The 15,742-nt window shown below is 65.3% G+C and carries 15 protein-coding genes; 9 read left to right on the plus strand and 6 right to left on the minus strand.

Going from position 1 to position 15,742, the window contains the following annotated elements:
• Positions 1 to 119 precede the first annotated feature (119 nt).
• Both mltA and V0R59_RS26295 read right to left on the minus strand, forming a co-directional pair.
• Complete coding sequence (gene mltA / locus V0R59_RS26290) at positions 120 to 1,277, minus strand: murein transglycosylase A (RefSeq protein ID WP_330077522.1); 1,158 nt, start codon at positions 1,275 to 1,277, stop codon at positions 120 to 122.
• Positions 1,274 to 1,414 (minus strand): hypothetical protein, encoded by a 141-nt coding sequence (locus V0R59_RS26295; RefSeq protein ID WP_330077523.1) that lies wholly within the window; start codon positions 1,412 to 1,414, stop codon positions 1,274 to 1,276. The genes mltA and V0R59_RS26295 overlap by 4 nt, the downstream gene beginning before the upstream one ends.
• On the opposite strand from V0R59_RS26295, the gene V0R59_RS26300 reads away from it, so the two are divergent.
• The gene (locus V0R59_RS26300; RefSeq protein WP_330077524.1) at positions 1,404 to 1,853 is read left to right on the plus strand and encodes a c-type cytochrome; all 450 of its coding nucleotides are present in this window, start codon (positions 1,404 to 1,406) and stop codon (positions 1,851 to 1,853) included. The two genes, V0R59_RS26295 and V0R59_RS26300, sit on opposite strands and share 11 nt — an antisense overlap.
• Before the next feature lie 52 nt (positions 1,854 to 1,905).
• Here the strand turns inward: V0R59_RS26300 and V0R59_RS26305 are convergent, their stop codons facing one another.
• The 4 genes from V0R59_RS26305 to V0R59_RS26320 form a co-directional block, all read right to left on the minus strand.
• The gene (locus V0R59_RS26305; RefSeq protein ID WP_330077525.1) at positions 1,906 to 2,301 is read right to left on the minus strand and encodes a DUF1090 domain-containing protein; all 396 of its coding nucleotides are present in this window, start codon (positions 2,299 to 2,301) and stop codon (positions 1,906 to 1,908) included.
• Between the two features lie 56 nt (positions 2,302 to 2,357).
• The gene (gene ligB / locus V0R59_RS26310; RefSeq protein WP_330077526.1) at positions 2,358 to 4,031 is read right to left on the minus strand and encodes an NAD-dependent DNA ligase LigB; all 1,674 of its coding nucleotides are present in this window, start codon (positions 4,029 to 4,031) and stop codon (positions 2,358 to 2,360) included.
• Positions 4,032 to 4,181: 150 nt separating this feature from the next.
• Positions 4,182 to 5,372, minus strand: a complete 1,191-nt coding sequence (gene metK / locus V0R59_RS26315; protein ID WP_330077527.1) for a methionine adenosyltransferase — start codon at positions 5,370 to 5,372, stop codon at positions 4,182 to 4,184.
• A gap of 18 nt (positions 5,373 to 5,390) precedes the next feature.
• The gene (locus tag V0R59_RS26320) at positions 5,391 to 6,386 is read right to left on the minus strand and encodes an ArsR/SmtB family transcription factor (RefSeq protein WP_330077528.1); all 996 of its coding nucleotides are present in this window, start codon (positions 6,384 to 6,386) and stop codon (positions 5,391 to 5,393) included.
• A gap of 259 nt (positions 6,387 to 6,645) precedes the next feature.
• Here V0R59_RS26320 and tkt point away from each other — a divergent pair, with 259 nt between their 5' ends.
• The 8 genes from tkt to V0R59_RS26360 all read left to right on the plus strand — a co-directional run bounded on the left by tkt (position 6,646) and on the right by V0R59_RS26360 (position 15,733).
• Positions 6,646 to 8,643 carry a transketolase gene (tkt, locus tag V0R59_RS26325; RefSeq protein WP_330077529.1) on the plus strand — a complete coding sequence of 666 codons (1,998 nt, stop codon included), beginning with the start codon at positions 6,646 to 6,648 and terminating at the stop codon, positions 8,641 to 8,643.
• 116 nt (positions 8,644 to 8,759) lie between these two features.
• Positions 8,760 to 9,827, plus strand: a complete 1,068-nt coding sequence (gene epd, locus V0R59_RS26330; RefSeq protein ID WP_330077530.1) for an erythrose-4-phosphate dehydrogenase — start codon at positions 8,760 to 8,762, stop codon at positions 9,825 to 9,827.
• A 12-nt stretch (positions 9,828 to 9,839) separates the two neighbouring features.
• Positions 9,840 to 11,003 (plus strand): phosphoglycerate kinase, encoded by a 1,164-nt coding sequence (locus tag V0R59_RS26335; protein ID WP_330077531.1) that lies wholly within the window; start codon positions 9,840 to 9,842, stop codon positions 11,001 to 11,003.
• Positions 11,004 to 11,035: 32 nt separating this feature from the next.
• Positions 11,036 to 11,254 (plus strand): hypothetical protein, encoded by a 219-nt coding sequence (locus V0R59_RS26340; RefSeq protein WP_330077532.1) that lies wholly within the window; start codon positions 11,036 to 11,038, stop codon positions 11,252 to 11,254.
• 50 nt (positions 11,255 to 11,304) lie between these two features.
• Positions 11,305 to 11,622, plus strand: a complete 318-nt coding sequence (locus V0R59_RS26345; protein WP_330077533.1) for an MliC family protein — start codon at positions 11,305 to 11,307, stop codon at positions 11,620 to 11,622.
• 105 nt (positions 11,623 to 11,727) lie between these two features.
• Positions 11,728 to 12,792, plus strand: coding sequence for a class II fructose-bisphosphate aldolase (gene fba, locus V0R59_RS26350; RefSeq protein WP_009399343.1), 1,065 nt, complete (start codon positions 11,728 to 11,730; stop codon positions 12,790 to 12,792).
• Positions 12,793 to 13,067: 275 nt separating this feature from the next.
• Positions 13,068 to 15,188, plus strand: coding sequence for a putative bifunctional diguanylate cyclase/phosphodiesterase (locus V0R59_RS26355; RefSeq protein WP_330077534.1), 2,121 nt, complete (start codon positions 13,068 to 13,070; stop codon positions 15,186 to 15,188).
• 44 nt (positions 15,189 to 15,232) lie between these two features.
• Positions 15,233 to 15,733 carry a M48 metallopeptidase family protein gene (locus V0R59_RS26360; protein ID WP_330077535.1) on the plus strand — a complete coding sequence of 167 codons (501 nt, stop codon included), beginning with the start codon at positions 15,233 to 15,235 and terminating at the stop codon, positions 15,731 to 15,733.
• Positions 15,734 to 15,742 lie beyond the last annotated feature (9 nt).

Raw genomic sequence — 15,742 nt, forward strand, 5'->3', positions numbered from 1 at the left:
GGCCCCCGCGCCGGACAGCCCGGCCGGGGGGGGGGGGGGCACCCCGGTTTTTGCGGTGTTCAACACACCATCGTAATCGCGGGTGAACCCGCTCCCACAAGGTACTGCGGCAAGCCGTCTTATTTGCTTTCGGTCTGCGGCACTTCAGGCAACGCCATCCCTTTCGGCCACAGCATCCAGATCTGCCCCTGCTGCTTCATGTCCCCGGCCAGTTTCCCTGCCGCGTCACCCGTGCCCCAGAACAGGTCCGCGCGCACCTCGCCGGTAATTGCGCCACCGGTGTCTTGCGCCGCCACCGGGCGTACCACCGGGCTGCCATCCGGACGGGTGGTGGACAGCCACAACAGGCTGCCCAGCGGAATCACCTTGCGGTCGATCGCCACGCTGTAGCCGGCGGTCAGCGGCACGTTCAGGGATCCGCGTGGACCTTCATTGCTGTCCGGCCGGGTGCTGAAGAATACATAGCTGGGGTTGCTCGCCAGCAACTCCGGCACCCGCGCCGGATTGGCCTGGGCCCAGGCATGGATGGCGCCCATGGTCACCTCTTCCTTCTTCAGCTGGCCCTGTTCCACCAGCCAGCGCCCCACCGGACGATAGGGGTGGCCGTTCTGGTCGGCATAGCCCAGGCGCAGTTGCCGGCCGTTCTCCAGCTGGATCCGGCCGGAACCCTGGATCTGCAGGAACTGCAGGTCCATTGGATCGGTCAGCCAGGCCAGTACCGGCGCCTTGGCGCCCTGGCGCTGGATCACCTCGGCGGTGTCGTAGGGCTTGAGCACCCGGCCTTCCAGGCGGCCGCGCAGGCGTTTGCCCTTCAGCTCGGGATAGACCTCGTCCAGGGACACCACGATCAGGTCGTCGGGAATCCCGTAGACCGGCACATGGGCCTGTTCGGTACGGGTTGCACTGCCGGGGTAGACCGGCTCGTAGTAGCCGGTGATCAGGCCGTTGGCGCTGTTTTCCGCCGAGCGCAGGCTGTAGACCTCCAGCTGGGCACCGAGGAATTCGCCGATCTTGCGCGCATCCGCCGGCACGCTGGCCGCAGCGGCGCAGGTCGGGCCCCAGACCGCATCGTTCTTCAGACGCTGGCAGGCGCTGCGCCAGGCCTCGAAGCCGGCTACCAGGTCGCTGTCGGCGACCGTCGGCAGGTCTTTCCAGGTGGCATGGGTGTAGGTGGCGATCGGGTGCGGCTTGGATTTCTCCGGGGCGCCGCCGTTGCAGCCGGCGAGCAGGGCGAACAGGGAAAGGGTCCAGCCGAGGCGGCGCAGAGGGATGTTCATGCAGGTATTTCCTTGGGGACCGGCGCCGCCGACAGGCCCGCGCGCAATCCATGTTTTTCATGGGGGTATTGGTCTTTGCTGGTCAGGCGAGGATACTGGCCGCCTTTTTTCCGTGAGCCGATGACCATGATGCTCAAACGTTGTTCCGTCGTACTGCTGGCCTGCCTGACCCTGACCGCCTGTGGCGGCGTCGATCCGAATTCGCCGCTGGGCCAGCGCAAGGCGATCTTCAAGCAGATGCTCAAGACCAGCGAAGACATGGGTGGCATGCTGCGCGGGCGCCTGGCGTTCGACGGGCAGAAGTTCGCCGAGGGTGCGGTGAAGCTTGATGCGCTTTCCCACGAACCATGGAAACACTTCCCGCAGGTCAAGGAGACGGATGATACCAGCGCGCGGGCGGATGTCTGGGAGAAACAGGCTCGCTTCCAGGAGCTGGCACGGCAACTGGAAGGCGCGACCGGGGAGCTGGTGATTGCCAGTAAGGTCCAGCCATTAAAGGCCGAAACGGTGCAGGGGCCGATGGACAAGGTCGAGGCGGCGTGCAAAGCCTGTCATACGGAATTTCGTAACCATTGATGTTTAAGGACCGCCTTTCGCGGGCCTTGCCCGCGAAAGCGTCGGATCGAGCTTACCGGTCCAGTTCCTGCAACGCCGACTGCAATTCCTTGTTGGCTTCCGCCAGCTTGTCCTTGCGCTTGTTGATCTTCTCGGCGTCGCCTTTCTTCATGGCCTTGTCCAGGTCCTTCTTGCGCTGCGCCACTTCGTGGCGGGCATCCAGCACCTTCTGTTCACGCTCCTTGCGCAGCCCGGCGTCGGTGCAGTGTGCCTGCACTTCGCTCAGGGCCTTTTCCAGGCCGGCCTGTTGCTCGGCATTGCCATGGCTGCGGGCCTGCTCGATCTGTGCGCTGATGCTCTGCTGCTTGGCGGCGCAGCCGGTCAGGCCGGGCTGTTCCTCGACCGCGAAGGCAGGCGCGGCCAGCAGGGCGCAGGCGCTGAACAGGGCAAACAGGGAAGTCGATTTCATTTGAGGCTCCGTCATCGGGCAGGCAGAACCTGTGATGCTGCCCTGATCCACGGGATTTAGAAACCCTCGATTGCCTGTTCGGCCAGACGAACGGCAAGACTCCGGACCTGCGGATGCTCGAAAAACGCCACCAGTTGCCGTGCCCGCAACGGGCCCACGCCCGGTTCTTCCTGCCATCGCTGCGCGCTGCGTCCGGCCAGTTCCGCCCAGGAATCCCCCAGCGGCAGCTGCTTCGGCGCCGGTACCCCCAATGCCCGCGCCCAGCGCGAGAAGGGCTGCCTCCGGGTCTCCTGGAATGCACCGTGCAGTTGCTGGCTGCTGCGCTCGGAGATGCCATCGATACTCGACAGCTCATCCACCTGTAGCCCGACCCAGCCATCCAGGCTGTCCAGGCGCCCGGCCTCCAGCAGCTTGCGCCAGGTACCTGCACCGACTCCTGGCATGTTCAGGCCCTGCTTGCCCGCCAGCCATTCCAGGCGGGCGATGAACTGTTCCTGGCAACCCAGGGTCGGCTGCCAGCAACTGAGGGCGTGGTAGTCGCTCGCTTGCGGTGGCGTGACCGGCTCGTCGCGTGCACCGCGCTGCAGCACCTCGTCGACCTGGGGAATGGTCAACCCTGCCAGGCTGATGAGGATCTGGTCGCCCGGCTGGATATCCAGTGCCTCCCAGCGTTGCAGCGAGCCGACGCTGACCCGGCGCACCAGCCGGTCATCGAGGCGGACCGGCTCGACGCGGACCAGCGGGGTGATCCGCCCGGTCCGGCCGACCCGGAAGTCCACCCCGCGCACCTGTGCCAGGGCCTTGGCAAACGGATATTTCCAGGCCGCGCTCCAGTGCGACGAGCCGGCCTGCCAGCGCTCCGCCGGCGGCCGCCGGGCTTGCTGCAGGACGACGCCGTCGCTGGCGAACGGCAGGGGTGAACGGTACCAGTGCTGGCGCCAGCGGGCGGCGTCTTCGAGGCTGGCCACCGGCTGGCTGAAACGCTCGGTGTTGGGCAGGCCGAGGGCCGTCAGCCGGGCGAAGCGCTGGCCCGGATCCTTTGGGCCGTCGGGCCAGGCCCAGACGAACAGGTCCAGTGCCGCCGCGTCTTCGGCGCGGATGGACTGCCGCGCCATCAGCCCGGCGACCTGGCTGCGCATGTTGAGGCTTCCGGACTGGGCCTGGACATGGCCATCCAGGCGCCAGAACAGTTCGCCCTGCAAGGTCAGGTCGCTAGCCTGGGCCAGTTCGCGCAGGGCGACGGGCAGCGCCGGGATATGCCGGCTCCAGTCATGGCCTTGGACCCCATCGCCGCGGCTGATCACCTGCACCAGCCGGCCGCCGCGATACACCAGGGTGGCCGCTACGCCATCCACTTTAGGCTGTATCCACAGCTGCTCGCGGCCGTTCAGCCAGGCCGCGACCGCCTCTTCGTCGGCGAGCTTGTCCAGGCCGGTATGGGGCACCGGGTGGCGCACGGGGCCGGCGGCGCTGGCCAGCGGGTTGCCGGCGTCCGCTCCGCTGCCGGGGAAGCAGGCGCGCAGCCGCTCCAGGCGGGCGCGGTATTGGTCGTAGAGTTCGTCGCTGATCGGCGACTGGCCGAGGCTGTGGTAGTAGGTGTCCCACTGGTCGATGCGCGACTGCAGGTCGCCGATCCGCGTGGCGGCCGTCTCTTGCGACCAGTCGGGACAGCCGCCGGCGAAGGCGGGCAGGGCGAGGCAGAACAGCAGGAGGGCGATGAGGCGTGGCATGGCGAGCGTCCTTGCTCCGGGGAAGACAACCCCAGCCTAGGGAGGACTGCGCAAACTGCTCGTTCAGCTTTGTCAGGACATTTTTCCCGGGCAGAAAAAAGCCCCGGCCAGAGCACTGGCCGGGGCTTTCTCGACAGCGATTGCCGGGTGTTACAGGCCGGCAGCGGCGCGCAGGGCGTCGACGCGGTCGGTGCGTTCCCAGGTGAAGGTGGTGAAGGTGTCGTCACCCACGGTCTTCTGCTGCGGGGTACGGCCGAAGTGACCGTAGGCAGCGGTTTCCTGGTACATCGGGTGGAGCAGGTCGAGCATGGTGGTGATGGCGTACGGACGCAGGTCGAAGCACTCGCGCACCAGCTGGACGATCTTGTCGTCGGAAATCTTGCCGGTGCCGAAGGTATTCAGCGAGATCGAGGTCGGCTGGGCCACGCCGATGGCGTAGGAAACCTGGATTTCGCAACGCTCGGCCAGGCCGGCGGCGACGATGTTCTTGGCCACGTAGCGACCGGCGTAGGCCGCCGAACGGTCGACCTTGGACGGGTCCTTGCCGGAGAACGCGCCGCCGCCGTGACGGGCCATGCCGCCGTAGCTGTCGACGATGATCTTGCGACCGGTCAGGCCGCAGTCACCCACCGGGCCGCCGATGATGAACTGGCCGGTCGGGTTGATGTGGAACTGGGTGCCCTTGTGCAGCAGCTCGGCCGGCAGGGTGTGCTTGACGATCAGCTCCATCACCGCTTCCTGCAGGTCTTTCTGCGAGACCTCGGGATTGTGCTGGGTCGACAGCACCACGGCGTCGATACCGACCACCTTGCCGCCTTCGTAACGGCAGGTGACCTGGGACTTGGCGTCCGGACGCAGCCACGGCAGCAGGCCGGACTTGCGCGCTTCGGCCTGGCGCTCGACCAGACGGTGGGAGAAGCAGATCGGGGCCGGCATCAGCACGTCGGTCTCGTTGCTGGCGTAGCCGAACATCAGGCCCTGGTCGCCGGCGCCCTGGTCTTCCGGCTTGCTGCGGTCGACGCCCTGGGCGATGTCCACGGACTGCTTGCCGATGATGTTCATCACCGCGCAGGTGGCGCCGTCGAAGCCGACGTCGGAGCTGTTGTAGCCGATGTCGGTGATGACGTTGCGGACGATGTCTTCCAGGTCGACCCAGGCCGAGGTGGTGACTTCGCCGGCGATGATGGCGACACCGGTCTTCACCAGGGTCTCGCAGGCCACGCGGGCGTATTTGTCTTGCGCGATGATGGCGTCCAGCACCGCGTCGGAAATCTGGTCGGCGATCTTGTCCGGGTGACCTTCAGATACGGACTCGGAGGTGAAAAGGGAGTATTCGCTCATCTCGACGGGTTCCTGAATTTAAAAAGGGTGATTGTTGCCAGTCGGCCGCTGGAAATGGCGGACCTGGAGCTGGAAACCATTACGTAAGCCAACATAGAGGCTGTCTGCGGGAGTCAGTCCCGCAGCGCATGCCCAACGAAGCAGGTCGTCCTGTTCAAAGCCCAGCCAGAGATCGCCGCAGGCTTCGCGGGCCCAACCCTGGTCGTGGCTGCACAACTCGGTAAGCAACAGGCTGCCGCCTGGTTTGACTCGTCCGGCCAGCTGCGCCAGGGCGGCGGCCGGATCGCTGAAGTGGTGCAGGACCATGTTCAGCACCACGCAATCGGCCTGGGCGTCAGTCGTACTGAGGGCATCGGCAAGTTGCAGGTTTACGTTAGCCAGGCGTTCGCGCTGGCAGACCTGGCGCGCCAGCTCAAGCATGGTCGGGCTGTTGTCCAGCGCGGTGACCTGGGCGAAGCGGCGGGCCAGTTCGGGAAGGAATTCGCCGTCGCCCGGGCCGACTTCCAGCGCCGTGGCGCCGGGTTCGAAGCTCAGCTTGTCGAGCAGGGCGAGAAGGCTTTCGCGGTACTGGGCGAGGCCGGCGATCAGGTCCTGCTGGGCGCGGAATTTCTCTTCCACGCGCAGGAAGAAGTCCTGGCTGGTGGCGGCGCGGCGTTGCTGGACCTGGCCGATACGCGCCTGCATGTCAGCGGGCAGGGCCAGGCCGTCGACCTCTTCGAGCAGCGCTGCGTGCAGCTTGCCGCCGAGGCTGAGACCGTCGGGCAGGGCGCGGCGGTAGAAGATCGCGTTGCCTTCGCGGCGGGTCGCCACCAGCTCGGCCTGGGCCAGCACCTTGAGGTGGTGGCTCATGCCGGACTGGCCGACGGCGAAGATCTGCGCCAGTTCCAGCACGCCGAAAGAATCGTTGGCCAGGGCGCGCAACACGTTCAGGCGCAGGGGATCGCCGCCGGCCTTGCACAGGGCCGCCAGGCGTTCGCTTTGCTGCTGCTCGGGAACGGGTACGCGAATGTTCATGGGCCGGCAGTCTAGTCAGGGCCAACCGGCGTCGCAAGACCAATATCAAAAAGTTTTGATATTGCGCGATGGGCGGAGCGAAAACTGCCGACGTGGCAGGCATTTTCGGCTGTTTCGTCGGTCAAACCACGGAATCGCCGTGCAATCGCAGGAAAATCGTTCCAGTTCGACCATCCGTGATTGCCCCGGGAGGTGTGCCTGGGCGAAAATGGCCGCCTTTTTTCCGTCACTCCCTTTTCAGTTTTCCAGGAGACAAGCGATGCCCAGCCGTCGTGAGCGTGCCAACGCCATTCGTGCCCTCAGCATGGATGCCGTGCAGAAAGCCAACAGCGGCCATCCCGGTGCCCCCATGGGCATGGCGGATATCGCCGAGGTCCTGTGGCGTGACTTTCTGAAGCACAACCCGAGCAACCCGGCCTTCGCCGACCGCGACCGTTTCGTCCTGTCGAACGGCCACGGTTCCATGCTGATCTATTCGCTGCTGCACCTGACCGGCTACGACCTGTCGATCGACGACCTGAAGAGCTTCCGCCAGCTGCACAGCCGCACCCCGGGTCACCCGGAGTTCGGCTACACCCCGGGCGTCGAGACCACCACCGGCCCGCTGGGCCAGGGCCTGGCCAACGCCGTGGGCTTCGCCATCGCCGAGAAGGTGCTGGGCGCCCAGTTCAACCGTGAAGGCCACAACGTCGTCGACCACAACACCTACGTGTTCCTCGGCGACGGCTGCATGATGGAAGGCATCTCCCACGAAGTCGCTTCGCTGGCCGGCACCCTGGGCCTGGGCAAGCTGATCGCCTTCTACGACGACAACGGCATCTCCATCGACGGCGAAGTCGAGGGCTGGTTCACCGACGACACGCCGAAGCGTTTCGAAGCCTACAACTGGCAGGTGATCCGCAACGTCAACGGCCACGACGCCGACGAGATCAAGACCGCCATCGAGACTGCACGCAAGAGCGCGCAGCCGACCCTGATCTGCTGCAAGACCATCATCGGCTTCGGTTCGCCGAACAAGCAGGGCAAGGAAGACTGCCACGGCGCTCCGCTGGGCAACGACGAAATCGCCCTGGCGCGCAAGGAACTGAACTGGAACCACGGTCCGTTCGAGATTCCTGCCGACATCTACGCCGAGTGGAACGCCAAGGAAGCCGGTGCCAAGCTCGAAGCCGAGTGGAACCAGCGCTTCGACGCCTACGCTGCTGCTTTCCCTACGCTTGCCAGCGAGCTGAAGCGTCGCCTGAACGGCGAGCTGCCGGCCGACTTCGCCGAGAAGGCCGCCGCCTACATCCAGGAAGTCGCTGCCAAGGGCGAGACCATCGCCAGCCGCAAGGCCAGCCAGAACACCCTGAACGCCTTCGGCCCGCTGCTCCCGGAACTGTTGGGCGGCTCCGCCGACCTGGCCGGTTCCAACCTGACCCTGTGGAAAGGCTGCAAGGGCGTCAGCCATGAAGATGCCAACGGCAACTACATGTACTACGGCGTACGCGAGTTCGGCATGACCGCGATCATGAACGGCGTTGCCCTGCACGGCGGCCTGGTGCCTTACGGCGCGACTTTCCTGATGTTCATGGAATATGCCCGCAACGCGGTGCGCATGTCGGCCCTGATGAAACAGCGCGTGATCCACGTCTACACCCACGACTCCATCGGCCTGGGCGAAGACGGTCCGACCCACCAGCCAATCGAGCAACTGAGCAGCCTGCGCAGCACGCCGAACCTGGACACCTGGCGTCCGGCCGACGCCGTCGAATCGGCGGTGTCCTGGAAGTTCGCCCTGGAACGCAAGGACGGCCCTTCGGCGCTGATCTTCTCGCGCCAGAACCTGCAGCACCAGGACCGCGACGCCCAGCAGATCGCCGATATCGCCCGTGGTGGCTACGTCCTGAAGGACTGCGCCGGCGAGCCTGAGCTGATCCTGATCGCCACCGGTTCCGAAGTGGGCCTGGCCGTCCAGGCGTTCGACAAGCTGAGCGAGCAGGGCCGCAAGGTCCGCGTCGTGTCGATGCCGAGCACCAGCGTGTTCGATACCCAGGACGCTGCGTACAAGCAATCGGTACTGCCGGTGCAGGTTGGCGCGCGTATCGCCATCGAAGCCGCCCATGCCGACTTCTGGTACAAGTACGTCGGCCTGGAAGGTCGCATCATCGGCATGACCACCTACGGTGAATCGGCTCCGGCCGGCGCACTGTTCGAGGAATTCGGTTTCACCCTGGAAAACATCCTGGGCACCGCCGAAGAACTGCTGGAAGACTGATGTAAGGACCTGCAGTCCGCTCGTCCCGACAAGCCCGCTCCCATGGAGCGGGCTTGCCCGCGAATGGAACCCCGAATTCTGCAGGTTGTACCGATAGATCTGTCCGTGAGCCCCACATGCCTCAACCGCGTCCCTACAAAGTTGCACTCAATGGTTACGGCCGTATCGGTCGTTGTGTCCTGCGCGCACTGGTCGAACGCGGGGCAAAGGCGGGCTTCGAGATCGTCGCGCTGAACGATCTGGCCGACCAGGCCAGTCTCGAATACCTGACACGCTTCGACTCCACCCACGGGCGTTTCCCCGGCGAGGTGAAGGTCGATGGCGACTGTCTGCATATCAATGGCGACTGCGTGAAGGTTCTGCGCAGCGCCACCCCCGAGGGCATCGACTGGGCGGCGCTGGACGTCGACCTGGTGCTGGAGTGCTCCGGGGCCTACAACACCCGTGCCGACGGCCAGCGTTTCCTCGACGCCGGCGCGCCGCGGGTGCTGTTCTCGCAACCCATGGCCAGCGAAGGCGATGTCGACGCCACCGTGGTCTACGGCATCAACCAGGACTGCCTGACCGGCGCCGAGACCCTGGTCTCCAACGCCTCCTGCACCACCAACTGCGGCGTGCCGCTGCTGCGCGTGCTGGACCAGGCGTTCGGCATCGACTACGTGTCGATCACCACCATCCACTCGGCGATGAACGACCAGCCGGTGATCGACGCCTATCACCACGAAGACCTGCGCCGCACCCGCTCGGCCTTCCAGTCGGTGATCCCGGTGTCCACCGGTCTTGCCCGCGGCATCGAGCGCCTGCTTCCGGAACTTGTCGGGCGAATCCAGGCCAAAGCCGTGCGGGTGCCGACGGTCAACGTGTCGTGCCTGGACATCACCCTGCAGGTGCGGCGCGATACCACGGCCGCCGAGGTCAACCAGGTATTGCGCGATGCCGCCACCAGCGGCCCGCTGCGGGGATTGCTGGCCTACACCGAGCTGCCCCATGCCAGTTGCGATTTCAACCATGACCCGCATTCGGCCATCGTCGATGCCAGCCAGACCCGTGTTTCCGGCCCGCGCCTGGTGAACCTGCTGGCCTGGTTCGACAACGAATGGGGGTTCGCCAACCGTATGCTCGACGTTGCCGATCACTATCTGCGCGTCGTTGACACCCACCGCACCACCAGCAAACAGCCCTGAAGGACTGCATTCATGACCGTTTTGAAGATGACCGACCTCGACCTGCAAGGTAAGCGCGTACTGATTCGCGAAGACCTCAACGTCCCTGTGAAGGACGGTGTGGTTGCCAGCGACGCGCGCATCCTCGCTTCGCTGCCGACCATCAAGCTGGCCCTGGAGAAGGGCGCGGCGGTGATGGTCTGCTCGCACCTGGGTCGTCCGACCGAAGGCGAGTTCTCCGCCGAGAACAGCCTGAAGCCGGTCGCCGACTACCTGAGCAAGGCCCTCGGTCGTGAAGTGCCGCTGGTCGCCGACTACCTGGATGGCGTCGAGCTGAAGGCCGGCGACATCGTCCTGTTCGAGAACGTGCGCTTCAACAAGGGCGAGAAGAAGAACGCTGACGAGCTGGCGCAGAAATACGCCGCGCTGTGCGACGTGTTCGTCATGGACGCCTTCGGCACCGCGCACCGTGCCGAGGGTTCCACCCATGGCGTGGCCAAGTTCGCCAAGGTCGCCGCTGCCGGCCCGCTGCTGGCTGCCGAGCTGGACGCCCTGGGCAAGGCCCTGAAGGCCCCGGCCAAGCCGATGGCGGCCATCGTCGCCGGCTCCAAGGTTTCCACCAAGCTGGACGTGCTGAACAGCCTGAGCCAGATCTGCGACCTGCTGATCGTCGGCGGCGGCATCGCCAACACCTTCCTCGCCGCTGCCGGCCACAAGGTCGGCAAGTCGCTGTACGAAGCCGACCTGGTCGACACCGCCAAGGCCATCGCGGCCAAGGTCAACGTGCCGCTGCCGGTCGACGTGGTGGTGGCCAAGGCCTTCGCCGAAGACGCCGAAGCGACCGTCAAGTCGGTCGCCGACGTGGCTGACGACGACATGATCCTCGACATCGGCCCGAAAACCGCCGAGCAGTTCGCCGAGTTGCTGAAGTCGTCGCAGACCATCCTGTGGAACGGTCCGGTCGGCGTGTTCGAGTTCGACCAGTTCGGCAACGGCACCAAGACCCTGGCCAAGGCCATCGCCGACAGCGCCGCGTTCTCCATCGCCGGCGGTGGCGACACTCTGGCGGCCATCGACAAATATGGCGTGGCAGCTGATATCTCCTACATTTCTACCGGTGGTGGCGCCTTCCTCGAATTCGTCGAGGGCAAGGTCCTGCCGGCGGTCGAAGTGCTGGAACAGCGGGCCAAGGCCTGAAGCGTCCGGCACCAGGGAAAGGGAGCGAGCCGATGATCAAGCGACTGTCACTGATGGTCATGACCGCTGCGCTGGGGGCCTGCTCCAGCGCGCCGGAGTCCGCTTCCGACCAGCCCGCCGTCGAGAAGGGCGGCTGCTACCAGTCCGAATGGCAGGCCGAGACCGCGCCGGTGATCAACAAGCGCCTCGGTCCGGACGGCCTGGAAAAGTACGACGACGAACACCAGCGCCGGGCCAAGGGATGCCCTTGATCGGTTCGCGACAACCTGTCACCCGCTTTGTGGTCTGCTGGAGGGATTGGATGAAAGGCGTTCTGGCCGTGATGGCCATGGTAGTGCTCGCAGGATGCGCAAGCTTGAAGTCCGAGCCGCCGGTAGCCGACAACTGGACCACCTGGGTCTGCGACAGCAAGGCCCAGGTGCTCTGGCGCCAGGCCGGCAACGACATGGACGTGCGCCTTGGCGGCGGCGACCAGGTCTACCGGCTCAAGCCCGAGCCGGCGGGTTCCGGGGCACTGTACAGCGATGGCGTGCTGGCCCTGCACACCCAGGGCGATGAGGGCCTGGTGTACTGGGTGGCGACCAACGATCTGATAGGGCGGGGCTGCAAGGCACCGTGACTGGCCGGGCCGGCCCTGCAGGGCGGCCCACACAACTTGAACAGCAATCCGCCGTTGCGGCAGGCTTGCACGTAATAACGACGCTTGTCGGGAGAGAGATACACAATGGCACTCATTAGCATGCGCCAGATGCTGGACCACGCCGCCGAATTCGGTTACGGCGTTCCGGCTTTCAACGTCAACAACCTCGAACAGATGCGCGCCATCATGGAAGCGGCCGACAAGACCGACTCCCCGGTGATCGTCCAGGCTTCGGCCGGTGCCCGCAAATACGCCGGCGCGCCGTTCCTGCGCCACCTGATCCTGGCCGCCATCGAAGAATTCCCGCACATCCCGGTGTGCATGCACCAGGACCACGGCACCAGCCCTGACGTCTGCCAGCGCTCGATCCAGCTGGGCTTCAGCTCGGTGATGATGGACGGCTCGCTGCGTGAAGACGGCAAGACCCCTTCCGACTACGAATACAACGTCCGCGTGACCCAGCAGACCGTGGCATTCGCCCACGCCTGTGGCGTTTCCGTGGAAGGCGAACTGGGTTGCCTGGGCAGCCTGGAAACCGGCCAGGCCGGTGAAGAAGATGGCGTTGGCGCCGAGGGCATCCTCGACCACAGCCAGATGCTGACCGACCCGGAAGAAGCCGCGGACTTCGTCAAGAAGACCCAGGTCGACGCCCTGGCAATCGCCATCGGTACCAGCCACGGTGCCTACAAGTTCACCAAGCCGCCTACCGGCGACATCCTGGCAATCGACCGCATCAAGGCGATCCACCAGCGCATTCCGAACACCCACCTGGTGATGCACGGTTCGTCCTCGGTTCCACAGGACTGGCTGGCGATCATCAACGAGTTCGGCGGCGACATCAAAGAGACCTACGGCGTGCCGGTCGAGGAAATCGTCGAAGGCATCAAGCACGGCGTACGCAAGGTCAACATCGACACCGACCTGCGCCTGGCCTCCACCGGTGCCATCCGTCGCTTCCTGGAGCAGAACAAGTCCGAGTTCGACCCACGCAAATACTTCGCCAAGACCGTCGAAGCCATGCGTGACATCTGCATCGCCCGCTACGAAGCCTTCGGCACCGCCGGCAACGCTTCGAAGATCAAGCCGGTGTCGCTGGACGAGATGTACCTGCGCTACGCCAAGGGCGAGCTGGCCGCCAAAGTCAACTGAGTCCTGGTTGCTTGAAAAAGGGGGGATCGCTGCGGCGGTCCCTTTTTTTTGGGTGCGTGTTGGCAGCAACGGATTTGCCCGACTACGCTCACCGGGTTTTGTGAACTCCATCACATCCGTTTGGTCAGATTCAGGTTCGCCCCTGGCCTGGACCGTTAGTCGGCGAACGATCTATTGGCCTTTTGCCAGCTTTAGATTTGTAACACTCGGGTCTAGAGTGAAAACCGGCAGATTTTCATTCGGACAACTGACGCGGTTGCCAAAAGAGAAGCAGCATGGAATGCGCTCAAACCCCCGTACATGAGGGTGGCTCAACGCTACTGGTGGTTGATGACTACCCGGAGAACCTGATCAGCATGCGGGCGCTGTTGGCGCGCCAGGACTGGCAGGTATTGACCGCAAGCTCCGGCATCGAAGCCCTGAGCACCTTGCTTGCGCATGAGGTGGATCTGGTCCTGCTGGATGTGCAGATGCCGGAGATGGACGGCTTCGAGGTCGCCCGCCTGATGCGCGGCAGCCAGCGCACGCGGCTGACGCCGATCATCTTCCTCACCGCCAACGAGCAGAGCCAGGCGGCCGTGCTCAAGGGCTACGCCAGCGGCGCCGTGGACTACCTGTTCAAACCCTTCGATCCGCAGATCCTCAAGCCCAAGGTGCAGGCCCTGCTCGACCAGCAGCGCAACCGCCGTGCCTTGCAGCGCCTGACCCGCGACCTGGAGGCGGCCCGCGCCTTCAACGCCTCGGTCCTGGAAAACGCCGCCGAAGGCATCCTGGTGGTGGCCGAGGACGGGGTCATCCGCTTCGCCAACCCGGCCATTTCCCGCCTGCTCACCGCCTCCGTGGACCAGCTGCAGGGCGCCTGCCTGCTGGAGTTCGTGCTGTCGCCGGCCGCCACGCACTGGCGTGAGTCGGCGTTCTACCAGGCCTATCTGGAACGCGACATCTACCGCCTGCACGATGCGGTGCTGCGCACCAGCAACGGCCAGGCCCTGTCGGTGGCGCTGTCCTGCGCGGCGCTGCCCGGCGAGCAGCGGGCCATGGTGGTGACCGTGCTGGACATGTCGGTGGTGCGCAGCCTGCACCAGCAACTGGAGCAGCAGGCGGTCACCGATCCGCTCACCGGCCTGCTCAATCGCCGCGGCTTCTACCAGGCGGCGGAAAGCGCGCTGGTGCGCAGCGAGCATTCCGAGAAGCATCACGCCTTGATGTACCTCGACCTCGACGGCTTCAAGCGGGTCAACGACTCCCTCGGCCACGAGACCGGCGACCAGGTGCTGCACTGGGTCGCAGAGCAGTTGAAGGACTGCCTGGGTGGCCACGGCATCCTCGCGCGCATGGGCGGCGACGAATTCACCGCGCTGCTCGACGACCTCGACTACCCGGAACAGGCTGCGCGCTTCGCCGAGAAATGCATCGAGCGCATGTCCATCCGCCAGCATATCGACGGGCTGGAGGTGATCCTCGGGGTCAGCATCGGCATCGCCATCTACCCCGACTGCGGCGCCAACCTCGACAACCTGCTGCGCGCCGCCGACACCGCGATGTACGCGGCCAAGCAGGCCGGACGCCAGCAATACCGCTATTACGACCAGGACCTCAACGGCCGTGCCCGCTCGCGGCTGATGCTGGAAGACAGCGTGCGTGCGGCTGTGGATAACCAGGATTTCACCTTGGTGTTCCAGCCCCAGGTGGCATTCAGCGACGGTCGCCTGCGCGGCTTCGAGGCGCTGCTGCGCTGGCGGCACCCCAGCGTCGGCGACGTACCGCCGGGGCTGTTCCTGCCGCTGCTGGAAGAGGCGCGGCTGATCAACCGCCTGGCCAGCTGGATCTACACCCAGGGCGCTGAACAGCGGCGGCGTTGGTGCGGGCATTTCCCCGACGAGATCACCCTCGGCATCAGCCTGAGCAAGGTGCAGTTCGCCATGCCCAACCTGGTCGACGAACTGGGCCAGGTCATCGCCAGTGCCGGGCTGTCCGCCAGCCAGCTGGAGGTGGAGATCGCCGAGACCTCGCTGACCGACAACCTCGACGCCGCCCTGCGCCAGTTGCACAAGCTGCGCGAACTGGGCGTGCGGGTGGCGCTGGACGATTTCGGTGCCGGCGATTGCTCGCTGCGCCTGCTGCGCGACCTGCCCATCGATACCCTCAAGCTCGACCGGCACCTGGTGGCGTTGCTGCCGGAGTCGCAGGCCAACGTCGCTTTGGTGCGTTGCGTCATCGAGCTGTGTCAGCAGTACAACATCAGCATCATCGCCGAAGGCGTGGAAACCCCGGCCCAGGCCGAGTGGCTGCGCGAGCATGGTTGCCAGTACGTCCAGGGTTTCCTGGTGGCGCGGCCGATCACTGCCGACGAGGCAGGGCGCTTCCCGGCGTTTTTTGACTGGCAGGCGTTGTAGTTGGGTAAACTGCCGCCTTTGCCCAGTCGCCCGCCGTAGCCGCCATGACCGCCCTCAAGTACCTGCAAGCCTATCCGCCTGCCCTGCAAGACCAGGTGCGCCAGTTGATCGCCCGTGGTCAGCTGGGGGATTACCTGCAAAAGCGCTACCCGGGCCGGCATGACGTGCAGAGCGACAAGGCGCTGTACACCTACGCCCAGGGCCTGAAGCAGGAACACCTGCGCAATGCGCCGAACCTGGACAAGGTGCTGTTCGACAACCGCCTCGACCTGACCCACCGCGCCCTCGGCCTGCATACTGCGGTGTCGCGGGTGCAGGGCGGCAAGCTCAAGGCGAAGAAGGAGATCCGCATTGCCTCGCTGTTTCGCGAAGCGGCGCCGGAGTTCCTGCGGATGATCGTGGTGCACGAGCTGGCGCACCTCAAGGAAGCCGATCACAACAAGGCTTTCTACCAACTTTGTGAATACATGCAGCCTGGCTATCACCAGCTGGAGTTCGACCTGCGTGTCTACCTGACCTGGCGCGACCTGCCGGGCACCCAGTGAGTCAAGGAA

This window comes from Pseudomonas ulcerans (genome assembly GCF_036324125.1).
Lineage (GTDB): Bacteria > Pseudomonadota > Gammaproteobacteria > Pseudomonadales > Pseudomonadaceae > Aquipseudomonas > Aquipseudomonas ulcerans.

Bases quoted from the DNA above. Each gene is read 5' to 3' on its own strand.
- mltA (WP_330077522.1), bottom strand. From the start codon at position 1,277: ATGAACATCCCTCTGCGCCGCCTCGGCTGGACCCTTTCCCTGTTCGCC.
- V0R59_RS26300 (WP_330077524.1), top strand. From the start codon at position 1,404: ATGATGCTCAAACGTTGTTCCGTCGTACTGCTGGCCTGCCTGACCCTG.
- V0R59_RS26305 (WP_330077525.1), bottom strand. From the start codon at position 2,301: ATGAAATCGACTTCCCTGTTTGCCCTGTTCAGCGCCTGCGCCCTGCTG.
- ligB (WP_330077526.1), bottom strand. From the start codon at position 4,031: ATGCCACGCCTCATCGCCCTCCTGCTGTTCTGCCTCGCCCTGCCCGCC.
- metK (WP_330077527.1), bottom strand. From the start codon at position 5,372: ATGAGCGAATACTCCCTTTTCACCTCCGAGTCCGTATCTGAAGGTCAC.
- V0R59_RS26320 (WP_330077528.1), bottom strand. From the start codon at position 6,386: ATGAACATTCGCGTACCCGTTCCCGAGCAGCAGCAAAGCGAACGCCTG.
- tkt (WP_330077529.1), top strand. From the start codon at position 6,646: ATGCCCAGCCGTCGTGAGCGTGCCAACGCCATTCGTGCCCTCAGCATG.
- epd (WP_330077530.1), top strand. From the start codon at position 8,760: ATGCCTCAACCGCGTCCCTACAAAGTTGCACTCAATGGTTACGGCCGT.
- V0R59_RS26335 (WP_330077531.1), top strand. From the start codon at position 9,840: ATGACCGTTTTGAAGATGACCGACCTCGACCTGCAAGGTAAGCGCGTA.
- V0R59_RS26340 (WP_330077532.1), top strand. From the start codon at position 11,036: ATGATCAAGCGACTGTCACTGATGGTCATGACCGCTGCGCTGGGGGCC.
- V0R59_RS26345 (WP_330077533.1), top strand. From the start codon at position 11,305: ATGAAAGGCGTTCTGGCCGTGATGGCCATGGTAGTGCTCGCAGGATGC.
- fba (WP_009399343.1), top strand. From the start codon at position 11,728: ATGGCACTCATTAGCATGCGCCAGATGCTGGACCACGCCGCCGAATTC.
- V0R59_RS26355 (WP_330077534.1), top strand. From the start codon at position 13,068: ATGGAATGCGCTCAAACCCCCGTACATGAGGGTGGCTCAACGCTACTG.
- V0R59_RS26360 (WP_330077535.1), top strand. From the start codon at position 15,233: ATGACCGCCCTCAAGTACCTGCAAGCCTATCCGCCTGCCCTGCAAGAC.